19 protein-coding genes are annotated in these 16,649 nt (G+C 44.1%); 11 read left to right on the forward strand and 8 right to left on the reverse strand.

The window, feature by feature from the left end; translation table 11 throughout:
* Positions 1-70: 70 nt before the first annotated feature.
* The 6 genes from FGU46_RS06030 to FGU46_RS06055 all read left to right on the forward strand — a co-directional run bounded on the left by FGU46_RS06030 (position 71) and on the right by FGU46_RS06055 (position 4,944).
* Positions 71-1,429: a 4Fe-4S binding protein gene (locus tag FGU46_RS06030; protein WP_286472767.1), complete on the forward strand. Its 1,359-nt coding sequence runs from the start codon at positions 71-73 to the stop codon at positions 1,427-1,429.
* Positions 1,426-1,920 carry a 4Fe-4S binding protein gene (locus FGU46_RS06035; RefSeq protein ID WP_286472768.1) on the forward strand — a complete coding sequence of 165 codons (495 nt, stop codon included), beginning with the start codon at positions 1,426-1,428 and terminating at the stop codon, positions 1,918-1,920. The genes FGU46_RS06030 and FGU46_RS06035 overlap by 4 nt, the downstream gene beginning before the upstream one ends.
* 68 nt (positions 1,921-1,988) lie before the next feature.
* Positions 1,989-2,435 carry an NADH-quinone oxidoreductase subunit B family protein gene (locus tag FGU46_RS06040; protein ID WP_286472769.1) on the forward strand — a complete coding sequence of 149 codons (447 nt, stop codon included), beginning with the start codon at positions 1,989-1,991 and terminating at the stop codon, positions 2,433-2,435.
* Positions 2,436-2,485: 50 nt separating this feature from the next.
* On the forward strand, positions 2,486-3,613 hold the full coding sequence (locus FGU46_RS06045; RefSeq protein ID WP_286472770.1) for a hydrogenase large subunit: 1,128 nt from the start codon (positions 2,486-2,488) through the stop codon (positions 3,611-3,613).
* A gap of 12 nt (positions 3,614-3,625) precedes the next feature.
* Positions 3,626-4,615 (forward strand): respiratory chain complex I subunit 1 family protein, encoded by a 990-nt coding sequence (locus tag FGU46_RS06050; RefSeq protein ID WP_286472771.1) that lies wholly within the window; start codon positions 3,626-3,628, stop codon positions 4,613-4,615.
* Between the two features lie 65 nt (positions 4,616-4,680).
* Positions 4,681-4,944, forward strand: a complete 264-nt coding sequence (locus tag FGU46_RS06055) for an energy-converting hydrogenase B subunit P (RefSeq protein ID WP_286472772.1) — start codon at positions 4,681-4,683, stop codon at positions 4,942-4,944.
* Between the two features lie 38 nt (positions 4,945-4,982).
* On the opposite strand, the gene FGU46_RS06060 is transcribed toward FGU46_RS06055, so the two are convergent.
* The 5 genes from FGU46_RS06060 to FGU46_RS06080 form a co-directional block, all read right to left on the reverse strand.
* Entirely contained in the window at positions 4,983-6,281 is a 1,299-nt protein-coding gene (locus tag FGU46_RS06060) for an FAD-dependent oxidoreductase (RefSeq protein WP_286472773.1), read from the reverse strand.
* Entirely contained in the window at positions 6,278-6,940 is a 663-nt protein-coding gene (locus tag FGU46_RS06065; RefSeq protein WP_286472774.1) for an L-2-amino-thiazoline-4-carboxylic acid hydrolase, read from the reverse strand. The genes FGU46_RS06060 and FGU46_RS06065 overlap by 4 nt, the downstream gene beginning before the upstream one ends.
* On the reverse strand, positions 6,888-9,662 hold the full coding sequence (locus tag FGU46_RS06070; RefSeq protein WP_286472775.1) for an AMP-binding protein: 2,775 nt from the start codon (positions 9,660-9,662) through the stop codon (positions 6,888-6,890). Before FGU46_RS06070 ends, FGU46_RS06065 begins: the two co-directional genes overlap by 53 nt.
* Positions 9,655-10,977 carry a polysaccharide pyruvyl transferase family protein gene (locus FGU46_RS06075; protein ID WP_286472776.1) on the reverse strand — a complete coding sequence of 441 codons (1,323 nt, stop codon included), beginning with the start codon at positions 10,975-10,977 and terminating at the stop codon, positions 9,655-9,657. Before FGU46_RS06075 ends, FGU46_RS06070 begins: the two co-directional genes overlap by 8 nt.
* Positions 10,978-11,051: 74 nt before the next feature.
* The gene (locus tag FGU46_RS06080; protein WP_286472777.1) at positions 11,052-11,726 is read right to left on the reverse strand and encodes a TetR/AcrR family transcriptional regulator; all 675 of its coding nucleotides are present in this window, start codon (positions 11,724-11,726) and stop codon (positions 11,052-11,054) included.
* Between the two features lie 267 nt (positions 11,727-11,993).
* Here FGU46_RS06080 and FGU46_RS06085 point away from each other — a divergent pair, with 267 nt between their 5' ends.
* The 3 genes from FGU46_RS06085 to FGU46_RS06095 are packed head-to-tail and all read left to right on the forward strand — an operon-like array spanning position 11,994 to position 13,133.
* Positions 11,994-12,176 carry a pyridoxamine 5'-phosphate oxidase family protein gene (locus tag FGU46_RS06085; protein WP_286472778.1) on the forward strand — a complete coding sequence of 61 codons (183 nt, stop codon included), beginning with the start codon at positions 11,994-11,996 and terminating at the stop codon, positions 12,174-12,176.
* Between the two features lie 8 nt (positions 12,177-12,184).
* Complete coding sequence (locus FGU46_RS06090; RefSeq protein WP_286472779.1) at positions 12,185-12,454, forward strand: hypothetical protein; 270 nt, start codon at positions 12,185-12,187, stop codon at positions 12,452-12,454.
* A 22-nt stretch (positions 12,455-12,476) separates the two neighbouring features.
* Positions 12,477-13,133, forward strand: coding sequence for a DUF5612 domain-containing protein (locus FGU46_RS06095; protein WP_286472780.1), 657 nt, complete (start codon positions 12,477-12,479; stop codon positions 13,131-13,133).
* A 6-nt stretch (positions 13,134-13,139) separates the two neighbouring features.
* Here the strand turns inward: FGU46_RS06095 and FGU46_RS06100 are convergent, their stop codons facing one another.
* Positions 13,140-13,418 carry a hypothetical protein gene (locus FGU46_RS06100; RefSeq protein ID WP_286472781.1) on the reverse strand — a complete coding sequence of 93 codons (279 nt, stop codon included), beginning with the start codon at positions 13,416-13,418 and terminating at the stop codon, positions 13,140-13,142.
* A 151-nt stretch (positions 13,419-13,569) separates the two neighbouring features.
* Between FGU46_RS06100 and FGU46_RS06105 the strand changes: the two genes are divergently transcribed.
* Together FGU46_RS06105 and FGU46_RS06110 are read left to right on the forward strand one after the other, a co-directional pair.
* Entirely contained in the window at positions 13,570-14,073 is a 504-nt protein-coding gene (locus FGU46_RS06105) for a DUF6448 family protein (RefSeq protein WP_286472782.1), read from the forward strand.
* Positions 14,074-14,085: 12 nt separating this feature from the next.
* Positions 14,086-14,409, forward strand: coding sequence for a cupin domain-containing protein (locus tag FGU46_RS06110; RefSeq protein ID WP_286472783.1), 324 nt, complete (start codon positions 14,086-14,088; stop codon positions 14,407-14,409).
* A gap of 61 nt (positions 14,410-14,470) precedes the next feature.
* Here the strand turns inward: FGU46_RS06110 and cas4 are convergent, their stop codons facing one another.
* Complete coding sequence (cas4, locus tag FGU46_RS06115) at positions 14,471-15,280, reverse strand: CRISPR-associated protein Cas4 (protein WP_286472784.1); 810 nt, start codon at positions 15,278-15,280, stop codon at positions 14,471-14,473.
* A gap of 83 nt (positions 15,281-15,363) precedes the next feature.
* Complete coding sequence (locus FGU46_RS06120; protein ID WP_286472785.1) at positions 15,364-16,647, reverse strand: homoserine dehydrogenase; 1,284 nt, start codon at positions 16,645-16,647, stop codon at positions 15,364-15,366.
* Positions 16,648-16,649 lie beyond the last annotated feature (2 nt).

Here is a 16,649-nt window from a genome sequence, read left to right on the forward strand (position 1 = left end):
AAAAGAATTCAAGGATTAATAAAGATAACCAACAACAAAGCAAATTGGAGGAATAAGGGAAGGATCACCCATGTTTTTAACAACCAAGAAATGTAAAGGCAGCGGAGAGTGCATCGAAGAGTGCCCTACTGGTGCTATACGTCTTATTAATGGCAAAGCCTTCAGCTGCATAACCTGCGGCGTGTGCGCCGATGTTTGTCCCAACAAGGCTATTTTCAAAAATAAATACGGAGGATATGTGGTGGACCGGGCCAAATGCAACGCCTGCGGAGTTTGCGAACTATCCTGCCCGGTAAACAATATTACCATTGAAGATGGGGTGGTTAAGGGTATTTGTTCACGATGTGGAATATGTGTCCCTTCCTGTCCCGAAAAGGCTCGTGTGGATGCTTACGATGTCATTGAAGACCGTCAACTCAAATTTCTGGAATCACTTAACCTCACAGTTCAACCACCATTAAGGTCCAAGAAAGAGAAAGAATTGGCGCAAAGAACCAGTTTGGTAACCGATGCTGAGAAGTGCACCCTGTGCCGAAGATGTGAATATTACTGCCCAACAGGGGCCATCCTGGTGGATGTGGAGCCAACGGGGAAATGCACCGAGTGCAGGGTCTGCGAGGATGTCTGTCCCGTAGGGGCCATCGAAAATTGCACCATAGATCCAGAGAAATGCACAGCTTGTTTGAAGTGTGTAGGTGAATGTCCTAATCAGGCCATCTACATCGAGGACTTCCAGGTAAAAATTAACAAATTAGAACCCGAGGAACAAATCACGGGCAAACTCATCTCCTGCCTCAACTGTGGCCTTTGTGCAGACGCATGTCCCCAAGGTGCCTTGAAGATGGTGAATGGGCATTTACGTTACGACCCCAACCTTTGTGAAGACTGTGAAACCATGGACTGTCTGGATGCATGTCCAGTTGGTACTTTAAGGCTATCCAATGATCCAGAACGTAAAATAGAAGGTTTCTGTGTTTCATGTGGTAAGTGTGTCAAATCATGTGACTTAAATGAAGCCAGAAGCTTCCAACAGGTTACTTGGGATGGTTCAGTCTCTGATGACTGTATATCTTGTGGAATATGTGCTGAGACATGCCCTAAGGACGCGATAACTTTACGAAGGGGTACCATTGACGTGGATCTTGAAAAATGCGTGCTCTGTGAGAATTGTGCTATTCACTGCCCTGTGGAGGCTATACCCACCACTACCATGCGGAGAAAATCCATCAAAGAAGGATTCACCTTTGTACAGGACAAACTATGCATGAATTGCAAGTTATGTGCCAAAATCTGCCCGGAGGATGCTATTAAAGAGGAAGATGGTAGGATGGTGGTGGATGAATCCAAGTGCACATACTGCGGTGCATGCAGCAATGCCTGTCCAGCCAGAGCAATACTCTTTGAAAGAGAATTCGAGGTGGAACCATGAAGAATCTAGTTCTCATATTCCTGGAAGGAGCTTTTACCAACCTGAAGAGGATATTATTAGCCTCAGACCGGGTAACTGATATGGAACTGCGCAGCATGATCCTGGAGGGCCGGGTAACGCCTACTGAAAAGGTAGCTAAGGTTCCTTGCATCGGTTGTGGAGGGTGCAGCAACGCCTGCCCCACCGGGGCCATAGAAATGGTGGAACTGGATGAACCAGTGGAACTGATGGAGGGACTCACCAAAACCCAGTTACCGGTTCTTAATAGCGAGAAATGTGTTAACTGTTACTATTGCCATGATTTCTGCCCACTCTACGCTTTATTTGGTGAGGCAGGAACAATACATCCTAATGATGTGGGCGAAGTAGACTCAGACATATCTAAACTTCTTGAAAAGCCGGTTAAGATCTCTGATGATAAAATAGCATTCATCTCCCAGTACCTGGCCGATAACACCATCATTAGAAAGCGAAGAAATGAAGAAAATTAAATCAAGAAGAATTAACTAAAAATTACATAAAACATATACAATCACTAAAAACATTTAAGAGGAAGCATATGAGCTTAAAATCATATTCTCGGGGTCGAGCGGTGCACGTGATGTTGGTGTACACCGGTGGATGCAACGGCTGCGATATAGAAATAGTTAACTGTATATTCTCTCCCAAATTCGATGCAGAACAATACAAAGTCTTTTTAACATGGAATCCCCGGGAAGCAGATGTCTTGATAGTCACTGGTCCAGTAACCAAGCACAACGAAGGACCGTTACGAGAAATTTATAAAGCCATACCAGAGCCCAAGGCAGTGGTAGCTGCTGGGGCCTGCGCCCTAATGGGAGGAGTGTACAAGAACTGTCATGGTGATATTCCATCAGAAGAGATAGCAGGACCGGTAGATCAGATCATACCAGTGGATGCTAAAGTTCCTGGATGTGCAGTTCGTCCACAAGACATAGTGGCTGGTTTAGTCTCTGCTTTACCATTATTATTAAACGCAGAATAATTTAGATCTAATTTGAAAAGGAAATATATTGAAATTGAAGGTGTAAGCTCATGGATGATAACAATCAAAAACAAACGGTTATTGAGGCAGAGATCCCGCTGGGGACGGTTCACCCTGCCGCATTAGAACCATACCGGGTTAGACTCTTCGTAGAAGACGAGATAGTCCGGGATGCAGAGATAACGGTGGGAGTTAACCACCGGGGGGTGGAACGAATCATGGAAGGCCTCCCGGTGGAGAAGGCCAACAGTCTCACCGAGAAGATCTGCGGTATATGTTCCAACAGCCACATCTGGAACTCCTGTCTGGTGGGAGAAAAGGCCCTGGATATAGAAGTACCGGAAAGAGCACAATATATAAGGATTATAATGGAAGAACTAGAAAGACTACACAGCCATTTCCTTTATCTGGCCCATGGAAACGAGGTGCTGGGTCATGAAACCTTCTCCATGCGATTGTTCTACATTCGGGAAACAGTGATGGATCTGTTAGGCATGATCGGAGGCAACCGGGTGCAGTACGGAGCATCCATTCTGGGGGGGGTTCGTCCCCGCTGCGAACTGGATGATAACCGTATCCTGAAACTCAAGGACGGAATGGACTTGATGGAGGAGAGGCTTGCCGCCTTTGCGGACCGTTTCGTGTCCGACCCCATGGTCTTGAGCAGAATTACCGGAGTGGGAGTTATCAGTCAGAAAGACGCGTTGCGATTAGCCTGCACTGGCCCTACCTTAAGGGCTACGGGGGTTAAAAGTGACGTTCGGACGGACATGAAAGAGTACGATCCATTCGAATTTGACGTCATCACCCAGGATGGAGGTGATGTGAAATCCCAACTTCTGACCCGCGTCTTTGAAAACTTTGAGTCCATAAAGATTATCCGCCAGGCCATCCGGGATATTCCGGAAGGCCCCATTACTAACCGTAGCTGGGATATGAAAGATACACCCCTTACCAAGAGTTATATCGAAGTGCCTAGGGGGACCCTTTATCATTCCTATGCTTTAGAAGACGGTCGAGTGCGACACTGTGTAATCAGGACGCCGTCCATGGCTAATATAGGTGCAATGCAGCATGCCTGTATAGGTCATCACATTACTGACGCCCAACTGTCCATTGTTCAATGCGATCCCTGTTTTACATGCACAGACAGAGCAATACAGATCATCGAGATATGAGGTGAACTAACCATGAACGTTACATATTCCCTACTAACAGTACTGGGCACCCTGGTGGTGGCCTTTATCGTAAGTCTCTTGCTACCTGGCATTGAACGTAAGTTCATACACGCCCGGATCCAGCAAAGGGTCGGTCCACCCATTACCAGTCCCGGGATCATGGCTCCCATCAAATTTTTCTTCAAACAGACCATAAGTCCCAATTCTCCCATGCCCAGACTGTATAATTCACTTCCTATTATTAGCTTAATAGTAGTAATTGTGTTGTTAATCTTGTTAATCCCTGAAATGTACTTTTTAGGTGGTCTGGCTAGTGTTATCGCTATAGTGGGTTTGTTAAAGGTGGAGGAAGTTATGTACATGTTTATGGGTAGTTTATCAAAATCTGTCCTTTCCGTACGTATGCCATTTCCGGATATGGCTAGGGGAGCTAAACATCCCGAAACTCCTCGGTCATTCGTGGAAGAGTTAAGTACTCTACGAGCATTCCGAATGATTGCTTTTGGTTCTTTTCCAATCTACATTGCCCTGTTTGTGGCGGTGGCTATGACGGGAAGCATATACCTTTCAGATATAGTGGCCTACCAAGAGGTAAACGGACCCATACTATTCACTGTGGCCGGAGTCCTGGGAGCCGTGGTGTTCTTCATTGGGTACATGATACTCCTAAACGAGTATCCCTTTGCTATTCTAAAAACCAAGGCAGATGTTATAGAGGGCCCCTACCTTGAATACGCGGCAAAATACAGGGCATATGTTTACTTAACCCGGGGATTTCTAATGTTTGTGCTGGCCACTCTGTTCGCAACCTTATTCCTGGGAATAGCTCCTAACATCCTAAATCCAAGTTTCATCATAACCCTAGTGGTCGCGCTATTATTCCCCATGTTCATGGCAGTTATGAGTGCTTTCTCCCCCATATTTACTTACAAGCAGTTCTATCCTACGGTAGCCGCAGCTTCGATACTTGGTGTTCTGGCCTTGGTGGCCGCATCCCTGTAAAGCGTTTTAAAAAAATAGATCAATCATTTATCTTGAAGTATATTATCAAAAATCATGGTGATTAAATGAAAATTGTGATAAGACCCCTACACATAATCAGCCTGGGGGGATACATTGTGGAATGGGATTTTCCCTACCGGAACATTATCGTAGTGAATCCCACTGAGGATTTTATAAAGATAGAAGTCCCGGTATTTTCGGAAGAATGGATAGAGGAACACCAAAAACTGGGATTGGAAGTCACTCCCGTCAGGGAAGAAGACAATTACCTCAGCATGTTCCGTAAGGCCAAGGCTCAGCTGGAGAAATTAAAAGAATCAGATAGCTAAAACTTCATTCGCTATATTCATTACTTTTAAGCCAACATCTATCCATTTTCATATTCTTCGATTATCATACGGGCTACTCTAAGGGCCAGGGCTGCAGTGAGGAGTATGGTGGGCATTCCTTGAGAACGTCGTGCCAGGGACAAATCCGCCACCCACAATCCTTCCGGTAACCAGGAGGGTTTCATATCTTTCACGTATTCCTTTTTGAGGGGAACTGTGCCACCCAAATGGCCCCCATTGTACATGCCCCTTATGAATGGCCGGGAAACCCCTGCACCTTCCATAATCCGGGATGCATACTCGATAGCCTCTTCTAAACGGATTTGATCAACACTGGTGAGGCTTTTTTCTACTTTACCATTGGCATAAACAGTCCCCTCTTCCACATCGGCCAGTTTAATCATCAAACCAACCCTGTCATCAATGGACACATTTCTCCAGGGTTTATGGAAGAAATGGGAGAGAATATCCAGGTAGGGAGACAGAATAAAATGTTCATGTTCGGTGTACCATACCATGGGTGGTTCTTCCAGTTGATGAGCTCCCTGGGAAACTCCGCCCAGGGTTAGCACTATGTCTGCCCACAGATTATCCTTAACCGCCAGCCCGGAATTTTTAAGTATCTGGGCAGTGCCAATTCCCCCTGCGGCCAGAACTACCACATCCCCTTTTATAATGATGTTTTTTCCTTTGCATCTGGTCAGAACTCCTTTAACCAGGTTATCTGCCACGATGATCTTCTCCACAGAAGTGTTGGTGTGCAATACAGCTCCCCTATTCACGGCTTCCTGGAGGAATCTTCGGGAATCCCAGCGAGCACCTACCCGGCAACCCAGTTCACATAGGCCGCACCCGGTACATCGCTGTGGATCTACCACTTTGGGGGTGGGTTTGGGATCAAATCCCATGTCCTGGGCCGATTGGAACATCTTTCTGGTTAAAGGCCTCCACATCTGTTTAGGAATAGGCTCAGGATGTAATTCCGCTTCAAGTTCCTGAAATTCTGGGGTTAAATCTAATCCTATCTCTTTAAAACCATTATCGGTTCGAACCAGGTTACCGCAGGATAATACTGTAGAACCTCCGGTGGTAAGTCCCCTTACCAGCAATAGATCCGCAGAGGAACGCTGCATATCCATGGCTGGAAAGAGATGTCGGAAATTTTTCTCCCCACCTAGTAGTCCTAACCGCCGTAATGGTTCACTCCAGGATAAATTCCTGGTGAAAGGTTTGAAGGGGGCTCCTGATTCCAGTATTAACACCTTAAATCCATTGGACTGCAATTCACGCGCAGCAGTGGCACCTCCTGCACCAGTACCTACTACAATGGCCCTCATATTATTCCCTCCTCTGAGGTGATGGGCGCCAGACAACATGAAGCCCCAGCAGCCATACGCTGGTTGAATTTCATGGAGATATGGGGATTTAAGCCCTGCACCACCCCTTCGTCAGTGGCACTGAGGACCCAGCAGGTGTCGGAGGAATAATAGTCAGCAAGCTGACAGCGATTAACCACCAAAAATATGGTGTCATTGGTTTTTTGGACTGCAAAATCTATTCCCAGTACTCTATAAAGAATACGTGCGGCTTTGATTAGATCGGTAAGGCTATCTCCAACCCCTAACCTCCCCTTGAGTTGGGATCCTAACTCCTGTCCGGTTCTGAACAGGGCTGCTCTACCAAGTTCTATAGCTTTGTCACGTCCCAGTACCTGGATCAGTAATTTAACTCGTTGTTCATGTGCAGAAGCCATTTCTATCCTCCTATTCCTGCTTCTGCCCTCGATTTTAGGGGTGGGTAATGATTTTAATGTTGAGTGTGAATTTTGTGAGTGTGAATTTTCCTCTATCAACCGGTCCAGTTCTCGGATGGTAACTTCAGCTATAGTTTTAATCTCCTTTTTCATGATAAAATCAGGCATCCATAATGATAGTAAATCCAGTTTAAGACCCATGTTCTGCCTCCCACTGGCCAAATTCCAATACACAGGGTTCATCAGTACCCTGGTATAATGCAGTGATAACTTTCTGATAACGAGAGCTGATAATTTCCCTTTTAAGTTTCATATTGGCCGTCAGATCTCCACCTTCAATGGATAGATCGTTGGAGATGATGGCCCACTTTTTAACTTGTTCTGGACGGGAAAGGTTCTGGTTGATTTTGGAGATTTCCTGGGAGATCTGCTGTGAACTGTAATCTTCATCCACCCACAATAGGGCGCTTAGATAGGGTTTGCCTTCCCCCACCAGCATAACCTCTGCTACCTGGGGAAGATCTCTCAACAAGGCCTCGATATGCAGTGGGTCGATGCTTTTACCGTATGAATTTATTAAAAGCTCCTTTTTTCTCCCGGTAATAACTAAACTTCCTTCTGGAGTCACGTATCCTAAATCACCAGTGATTAACCAACCATCTTTTATAGAAGGTTCCAGTTCAACTTCAAAATAGCCAGGGGTGACTTGAGGTCCTTTAACCATTAGTTCTCCATTTTTGCTGAAGTTTACCTGTGTTTCAGGGAGTGGCTCCCCTACAGTCCCTATACGGTTATTTCCAAGGCGATTAAGGGTCACCAGTGGTGCCTCGGTGAGTCCGTAGGCATTGTGTATTTCAATTCCCAGATCCTGATAATCCTGAAGTAACTGCTGACTGGAAGTGGCAGAGCCCACTATCAGCTGCTGGCAAAGATTCAAACCGGCCTGGTTGAGAAGTGATCTACGTATGAATGGCTTAAGGATTTTTTTAACCACCCCCTCTTCCAATTGCAGATAATAATTTCCAATGGCGCTTTTTTTAAGCCGCGACCACATCTTCTCATAAAATCTGGGCACCGAGAAGAATATAGTGGGCCGAACCAGTGGCAGGGCTGTCGGGAGCTGGTAGAAATCTTCCAGAAAGTATAGCTTCAGGCTTGCAGGGGCGTAATAAGGTGCAAATGTCCCTAGAATTCCCTCCACCACATGATTCATAGGTAGAAATGACAAGTATCTGACTTCACGGATTCGTTCTTCCCAGGAGGGTAAGGAAGCCATGGACTCCGCCATCCAGCGCAGATTCCCCTGTTGGAAGGTAACTCCCTTGGGGCTACCGGTGGTTCCAGAAGTATAGCGGATGGTAGCCAGATCACCAAATTCCACCAGGGACAGTTTCGGTGCTAAATCATCTCCCTTTTCTAAAAATGATGCCCAGGATAAAATATTAGCCGGTATCTTCTGCGATTCCCGGCAAAAGGAAACCATGGTCATCTCTCTATCCAGCTCGCTTGATCGTTTCATAAGGTGGGGGGTGCCAATGAACAGAATTCTTGCCCCGCATGACTTCAAGATGTTCTTAATTTCCTGGGGGGGGCTGGTGTAGTATAGAGGAACACTCACCGCCCCTAGAAGGCCTATAGCTACTTCCAGGGCCAGGTAACGGGTGCTGTTGAGTCCCACCATGGCCACTCGGTCCTTCTTCTTCACTCCCAACTTTTGAAGGGCACTGGCGGCCCTTAAAATATCCTTATACATCCTGGCCGATGATTTTTCCTTAACCTCCCCCTCTATCACGTCATATAACTTTACAGGAAAACTTCGGCTCTTCAACCGGAACAGAACCTGTTCATGGACGGTTCTTTCTGATCGGTGGAAAAAGCCGCGGTATACTGCGTAATCAAGCAAATGAGGAAGGTAGTCCCTCCAGTCCAAGTCACTAGGCCCTAAGAACATTTCTGTATTATCATTCCTATAAACCCTTTTTTCATCGAGATACGGGGCCAGGGTAATTAGAACATCTAAAAGCCCTGGTTTACGGTTTTTATCTGATGAGGGGGTTAATCTCTGTATGATGGACGAAACTGGGATAAAAAATGGTCTGGGAAGGTTTAGCTGCAGTTTTTCCCGAGCCCATCTCCGGGTTTCTTCCAGAATCTCTTTCACGGATGTCATCTGGGATGGGGGAGGGGTGAGGTGGAAAGTCACATTTAAAGCCTGGGAGTTTAAAGTTAAAGCACCCACCGCCCTGGCCACGTAGTTTACTGGCACGGGGTTGAGTTTCATAGAGGAGCTGGTAGGGATGAAGCGTAACTGTCCCGTTAGATACAGTTTTAAAAGAACGTATAAGGTGTTGAAGGTTTTTATCTCCCCTGTTTCTGAATCTCCAACTACCATTCCTGGTCGGAATATGGAGTAAGGCAGCCCAGATTCTCGCACTGCCTTTTCAGCTTCATATTTACTCTCCTCATAGTTACTCCAGAAACCCTGGGAACTGCTTAGTTCATCTTCCCCTATTTCTCCCTGGTGCTTCCCGGCCACGTAGGCCGTTGACAGGTGGGAGAAACGCCGGAAATTCCCATTAACCCCGGCGCTCTTGGCTAGTTTCAGGAGATTAACTGTTCCCTGAAGGTTGGTTTTTCTCAACTCTTCCAGCGGAGCGTGTAATCTCAGATCAGCCACGGTATGAATGATATGGGTGATATCCGCGGCCATTCGGGAATGGGTGTCATCATCCCAGCCCAGATTTTCCATGGCCACGTCACCGGGGATAACTTCCACCCTTGTTTCTAGGGCGTGTAAAAGTTCAGGCCAGTCCCACCAGGCCCTTTTCAGGCGATTTATAGCTGATTCTTTATCTTGGGCACGTACCATGGCCAGAATTTGATGTTCTGTGTTTTTTAGTAACCAACGAGCTATCTGAGTTCCTATAAATCCATTGGCTCCGGTAAGAAGTATTCGGTCACTCATGGTGCCACCCCAAATTTTTTGATTGTAAAAACTCCCGCAGGAGTATTGGGTTCTTTTGGGATAGGCTTAGTTGTTCTTCATATCCTTGCTCTAGATGAGGTTGCTGTAAATCAGGATCTTCTAAAAGTAAATTTATCTTTTCATCAAGATCTTTCCATAAATTTGGCGTGCAGTGACTTAGGAAGTAGTCTTCATACAACCCCAGATCCTGGTATATGGAATCCAGTCTGGGGTCATGGCCCACTGCTATCTGAGGCACCCTTGATCTTAAGGAGAGTACTGCGGCATGATAACGGGATGTGACCAACAGATCCAGCTGACCCAGTAGGGATGTTATCTGGGATGCGTTAAACTCCCTGGAGGATATGATCCGACATCTGTCTTCATGCTCCATTTTTTGGCGGATATCTCGAGCCAGAGGTTCGTCCAATTCTTCCATACAAAATAGAATGATTTTTTTTCCATGTTTAAGGATGACTTGATCCGCAATTCTAGACCATCCTTCAACCAGCCTCTTTCTGGCTTCATTTCTCTTCGGGGATCGTGAGAAATAATAGGGCCATTTGTAAAGATCTTCCTTCCTCCCCCAGGGTCTGATAACCACCGGCCAGAGAGAAAAATCCACTATCGCCAGGCCAACCACCCCAAGTGGTGATTCAGGCCACATGGTTTTCATAAGATCATGGTCTGACTGGTCTTCGTGAAAGTTGAAGGCAGTGTCTGCTGTGGTTTTTATGGCTGCAGTCACTCCAATGGATTCCAGTCTTTTGGTAGCTTGCTTGGTCCGGGTGATTATTAGATCAGTTTTACTGGCCTCCCTCTTAACCAGATACTGATTTAGAGACGAAAGCTCACCCGCATCCACGGCATAGGCTATACAAGGCTTTCCCAAGTCATGGGCACATTTAGTGGTCCATAAAAATGCCCAGAGAAGTGCTGAAGTCCAGGTATCCATATAACAGCTACCTTCCACCAAAAGGACCAAGTCATGCTCTTTGACTAACTTCCTGATAGGGAACAAGAAGATGGAAGGGATGGGTGCTATGTGCAGGAAAGCATCCTCCTCCAGGTAGCGGCGTAAGTTTTCCTCATTCAGGGTGGGTACGGTGATCTGCACTTCCGGCCCCAGTACCTGTCTTAAATCCTCTATTATGGCAATTAACCGGGCTTCAGAGCCGGTGTTGTTAGCGCCGTTGTAACCCACCAGAAGTACCTTTTTAATAATATTTGGAGAAATATGTGAATCTCCACCCACATTATCATCTGCAAGTGATGATGATTCAAAAACATCTTTTAACATCATTAAGTCCTTCATATTATTTTATTTAATTGATATCATGTCTATATCGATTATATCCTACTTATTAGTCTTTGAACACTTATAATTCGTTAGTGATCAGTTGGAAACTTAGATTTCGACTTTTTAAGGCTGTTCACAAAATATTCTAAGTGGCTTTCAATTAATTTTTCATTTGCACTGGTATCGGCCCCATCACTCCTTAATAGAAGATTTTCTAAAAATAAAGAGTACATCGGATACTGAAATTCCATTGCTTTGATTTTAGGGTCAAATTTATCGGTTGTTCCCTTACGCATCATGATTTCTAACACCTTCTTTGAGAAGGAGTAAGGTTCATGAATTAGATACTCTAAAACAATTTTTTTGGCTCTTTTATCTCGGAACTGCTCGTTTGAGATGATTCTGAATATTTTTTCCATCTTTGGGGTTTCAAAAAGATTTAAAGTGCGATTCGCTCGCTCTATGAAAATTTCTGGTGTGATGTTGTCTAATTTTTCCCGATTTTCGGCTTCTGGAGGCCTCATTTTAGTTAGTTCCTCTTTAAAATACTGGAAGATACTGTCCATTATGGCATCTTTGCTCCCGTAGTGGTTGTATATAGAACTCTCTCTTATTCCTACTTCTCTGGCAATCTCACGAACTGAAACTCCATTATACCCTCTTTGTGAGAAAAGATCGATTGATACATTGAATATTTTCTCTTTAGTAGATATTCCTGATTTTTTTCCTTTTTTAGGAGATTTTTTAGAGGTTTGGATCATCATTTAGACCTCCATTCTAATGTAACTCTCAACTATTAAAAAGCGAACGTTCGTTCATTTCTTGGATAAAAGTTGTATTTCATAGTATATAAAACTAACGTTCGTTAGTTAATTTTTATCTTATGAAATATACATACAATTAAAAAGGTGTTTCCACATGCGAAGAGCTGATAAAGAGATTAAAAGCAAAAATTAGATGGAAAAGGTACTTCGGGAAGCAGAGGTGCTCAGAATATCATTTTATGAAGATAACCGACCCTCCTGGTCCCCATGAACTTCGCTTATCATGATAACTGTATATATCTCCATACCGCTCCGGAAGGGAGAAAGATAGATATTTTAAAAAATAATGACCGTGTATGTTTTGAAGTAGACATTCAAACCCAGATTGTAAAAGATTCCCAAGCCTGCAACTGGAGCATGCGTTACTTAGTGTTATCGGCCTTGGAATAGCACACTTTGTGGATGAAATTGAAGATAAAAAAGATGCTCTTGACACTTTAATGAAGAAATATTCCTCTCAATCTTCCTTTGAGTACTCAGAGGCAGATCTGGAGGGGGTTGCCGTTATAAAAATTGAAATTGACCAGCTGACTGGTAAAAAAAAGGGTACTAATTGGACAATCCATGGATTTTGCCTTGGTAAAAGTCTAAAATCTCCTCCCAATTTATCAAATTTATATCCTGGGAAGCGCCATATAATATTACAAATCGGGAAGCCATGCTTTTAGAGCTTAACTTATTGTGATATAAATGAAGGAAATTGCCATAAACATTAAAGCCCGAAACGAACCAGGGGTTCTTAATGACATAAGTGCTTTGATGGCTCGTTGCGGGATAAACATCATATACACTCACCTTTTCATTGAAGATAAGGATTCAGGGTCCATTTACATGGAACTGGAGGATGTTAAAAACACCGAGATATTCATCGAGAAGATTAAAGGCTTCGAAGCGGTGCAGGAGGTTGAAATTCACCGATCTCTAGCTGATATTTATGGTAAGCGCATCATCATAATTGGGGGCGGCGCCCAAGTGGCTATGGTGGCTCATGGGGCTATTACCGAAGCTGATCGCCATAACATTAGGGGGGAAAGGATTAGCGTGGACACTATACCTCTTGTGGGTGAAAAGGAACTTGCCGAAGCCGTATCTGCGGTGGGAAGGCTCCCCCGGGTGGGTGCTCTGGTATTGGCGGGATCCATCATGGGAGGCTCTATTACCCGGGCTATAGAAGAAATAAAAGATGAACATGAGGTCATCGTCATCAGCCTCAACATGCCTGGCAGCGTTACCCAGAAGGCAGATCTAGTGGTGACTGATCCGGTTCAGGCCGGGGTCATGGCAGTTATGGCTGTGGCTGAAACTGCCATATTCGACCTCAAAAAATTAAAAAGAAAAAGATTTTAAATAATTTTAACTCATTTCAATGGCTCTTATTAATCTACTGGCCGCATTTTTCAGATCAGGGTCTTTTATATCTCCACTTTCCCTGACTTTCAATGCCAGTTGCAGGACCTTGGACACGTCTTTTGGTTTCAAGTTTTCAGCCATCTGCAGGTAAGTCTGTTCTTTATCTTCCTCGAATTCAACCTCTTTATCGGCCATCATTTTTAAGAGGACTTGACAGGATCCCATCACGGTACTATCGTCTAAATCTTCACATTTTTTCATGAGTTCCTCGTTACTAGCCATTTAATCACCAATTTTAATATGATTTTATTGAGATTTAAATTTTTTTTGTATCGATAGAAGCTTTCACGGCCCCCCATGTGTGGTACACAATTTTATAATCCCAAGAACATAGTAGACATACAGATTCCAAAATTTTCATAGGAGGTTTGTGATGCCACCCCATTCTGAAAGTATGGACGGACCAGTAGTAAATGCCGCTGAAATGGCTTTAGATATGGAAAATGTTAGTTATATCCTTCCTTTTGTTCCAGTTGAATATGAAGCTGAACTTAAGGAAGCATTCGAGAGAACTCTCCTAGTGCGGGAGTTGAGTGCTGATGCCGCTGAACTGGCTGATTACTGGTTCTTCGAGACTGTGGTCCGCCTCCATTTATTATGGAGAGGAAAACCATATGATGGAATAAAACCTGCAGGATATAACCGTCGTCCTGCACTAACTCTGGCTGAAGAAGCTCTTTACAAGGAAAATCCGTCGGATCTCATTAATTTTATGGTTTCTTTCATGAAAGAAGATATACAAACACGTTTTGAGGACGCGCTCTCTAAAAAGGATTATGAAATAAGCGACATAGAATCGGGACGGGACTACATTTCATCCATGCAGGATTTTGTCCGGTACTTGGATAAATTATATGAATATATGGAACAGGGATAATGAGGTGCATAAATGTCCGAAGAATTAGAAGCCATACCAATCAGGTTAGAAGACTTAATTGAATACCAGGAAGGAGCGGTGGTAAGTAGAGAAATAATGCGTAAAGAAACTGGAACCGTCACCATATTCGCCTTTGATAAGGGTGAGGGTTTAAGTGAACACACTGCCCCCTTCGATGCCATGGTACAAGTGATAGATGGTAGGGCAGAAATTACCATTTCCGGGAACAAAAACTTAGTGGATGAGGGGGACATGATTATTATGCCGGCCAACGACCCCCATGCCCTTCATGCGGTGGAGAAGTTCAAGATGGTTCTTACTATGATCCGTTCCTAGTAAACATTTAGATTGAACCTGCTGGCGGTTTAATATCTATTTTTTTCTCATATAATTTATTTTAAGATTCCCCATACTCACAAAACTCGCTGAATTCACATTTATTACATTTCCTACTGCTGGGGGAGGCTTCTGGGACATATCCTTCCAGTATCATGCTTTCCAGTTCATTGAATGTATGGTAGAATTCTTCTCTCAATTCCTGACTTATTATCACTGGTTTTCGCTCCCCTACTTGCACATAGTCTACAAAACCCACCATAACTTCTTTCTGGAATGTTTCTTCCATTAATATGGCATATGCCGTTAATTGCAGTGCGTGTGACTTCCAAACTCCTTTAACTGGCGGTGAGCCTGTTTTTATTTCTACAGGAAAGTAAACACCTTCCTCGATCTCTATTCGATCTACTTTTCCACGGAGCCCAATTGAACGACTTTCCATACGAAATTCTACCATGGAAGGGGGAAATAAAGTATCAGCTATTTCATCTCCACTCATTCCCATATTCAACATCTTACGTGATTTAAATACTAATAGGAAGGAGTCCAGTCTGAACTGGTCTTCCAGTCTCTCGCATATTTCTTCAATTCTCTCTCGATCTACTATATCTTTGTAATCCTTTTTGTTGACGGTTTTTTTAATTAAGGATGGAACATCCTCCCAGAGATTCCTGGATATTTCATCCAGGGTCATGTTTTCATCCAGAGACCATAAATTACGCTTTGTTATTTCATTAAAACCTCTTAAAAGTTCATGTGTTAATTTTCCAATCAAAAGGGGTTCACTGGATACTTCATATCCCTGCACGTATTTTAAATAGGCTTTCAATGGACAGTAAAGGAAGTCGGACATGGAGGATGCACTTATCATATATTCACCACATATTTACATAAAAATTAGTAATAAATTATTACTCAATATTAATAAATCTTCCCATAATTAATACCAAGGGCCTAGAGAAGTCTGATGAAAACCGTATCTTTAGTAACTGATTCCAGGCTTTCAATCCTTTCCACAGCCAGGAGCATATTCTGCTCTTTAGCATGATGTGTGACCATAAATATGGGAACTTCCTGGCCTTCGTCTCTCCTTTCCTGGTTAACAGATTCGATGCTTATATTCAGATCACTTAAAATACCCGATATGGCGTGTAAAACCCCTGGCATATCAATAGCAGTTATCCGGAGATAGTAACGGGATACCACTTCAGCTATAGGCCTAATACTCTCCACATTGGTGTTCTGAGGGCCGTAGAGTAGTGGCTTGTTAGGGTCTCCTATGATATCCATACAATCAGAAACCACAGCACTGGCAGTGGGTAACATTCCTGCACCGGGTCCATACATCATCACCGGCCCCACTACGTCACCCACGATGTAAACTCCGTTGAAAACTCCCTTAACCGCGGCTAAAAGATGGTCTTTGGGGACCAGGGTGGGATGCACCCTTACCTCCAACTCTCCATCTGCCAGTTGGGATATGGCCAGCAGCTTAATAACACAACCCAACTCCTCAGAGGCGAATAGGATGTCCTGGGGGGTGATCAAACTTATACCCTCCACATGGAATTTCTCCTGCTTTATGAAAACTCCAAACCCAAGAATGGTTAAGATAATAAGTTTTTGGGCCGTATCATGTCCTTCCACATCAAAGGCGGGGTCCTGTTCTGCGTATCCCAGTGTCTGAGCTTCATTAAGAACATCTTCGAATTCACGACCTTCCTCGCTCATTTTGGTCAGAATGTAATTGGCAGTACCGTTAATAATTCCATAAATGGATTGGATTTGGTTGGCAGCCAGACTATCATTGAGAGGCTCTAAAAGCGGGATTCCTCCACCGACACTGGCTTCAAAACACACCCTAACTCCGTTTTTAAAGGCAGTTTCCAGGATCTCTTCCCAGTGTTTGGCCAAAAGAGCCTTATTGGCAGTTACCACATGCTTACCATTCTCCATAGCCTTCAGGATGAACTTCAGGGCTGGTTGATAGCCTCCAATCAATTCGATAACAATATCCATATCTGGATCTTCCAGTATGTCATCCACGTTGGTGGAAAGTATGTGAGGATCTACTTGCACCCCTCGGTCAGTCACGATATCCAGATCCACGATTTTCTTAAGTACCACCTCGACACCGACCTTTTCTTCTATCAAGGGCAGATTTCGGTTAAGGGTTTCTACTACTCCGCTTCCAATCGTTCCAAAACCAATAAGTCCAATATTCACGGTTTTTTTCATAA

Origin of the sequence: Methanobacterium sp. CWC-01, assembly GCF_030323845.1 — an archaeon.
GTDB lineage: Archaea > Methanobacteriota > Methanobacteria > Methanobacteriales > Methanobacteriaceae > Methanobacterium > Methanobacterium aridiramus.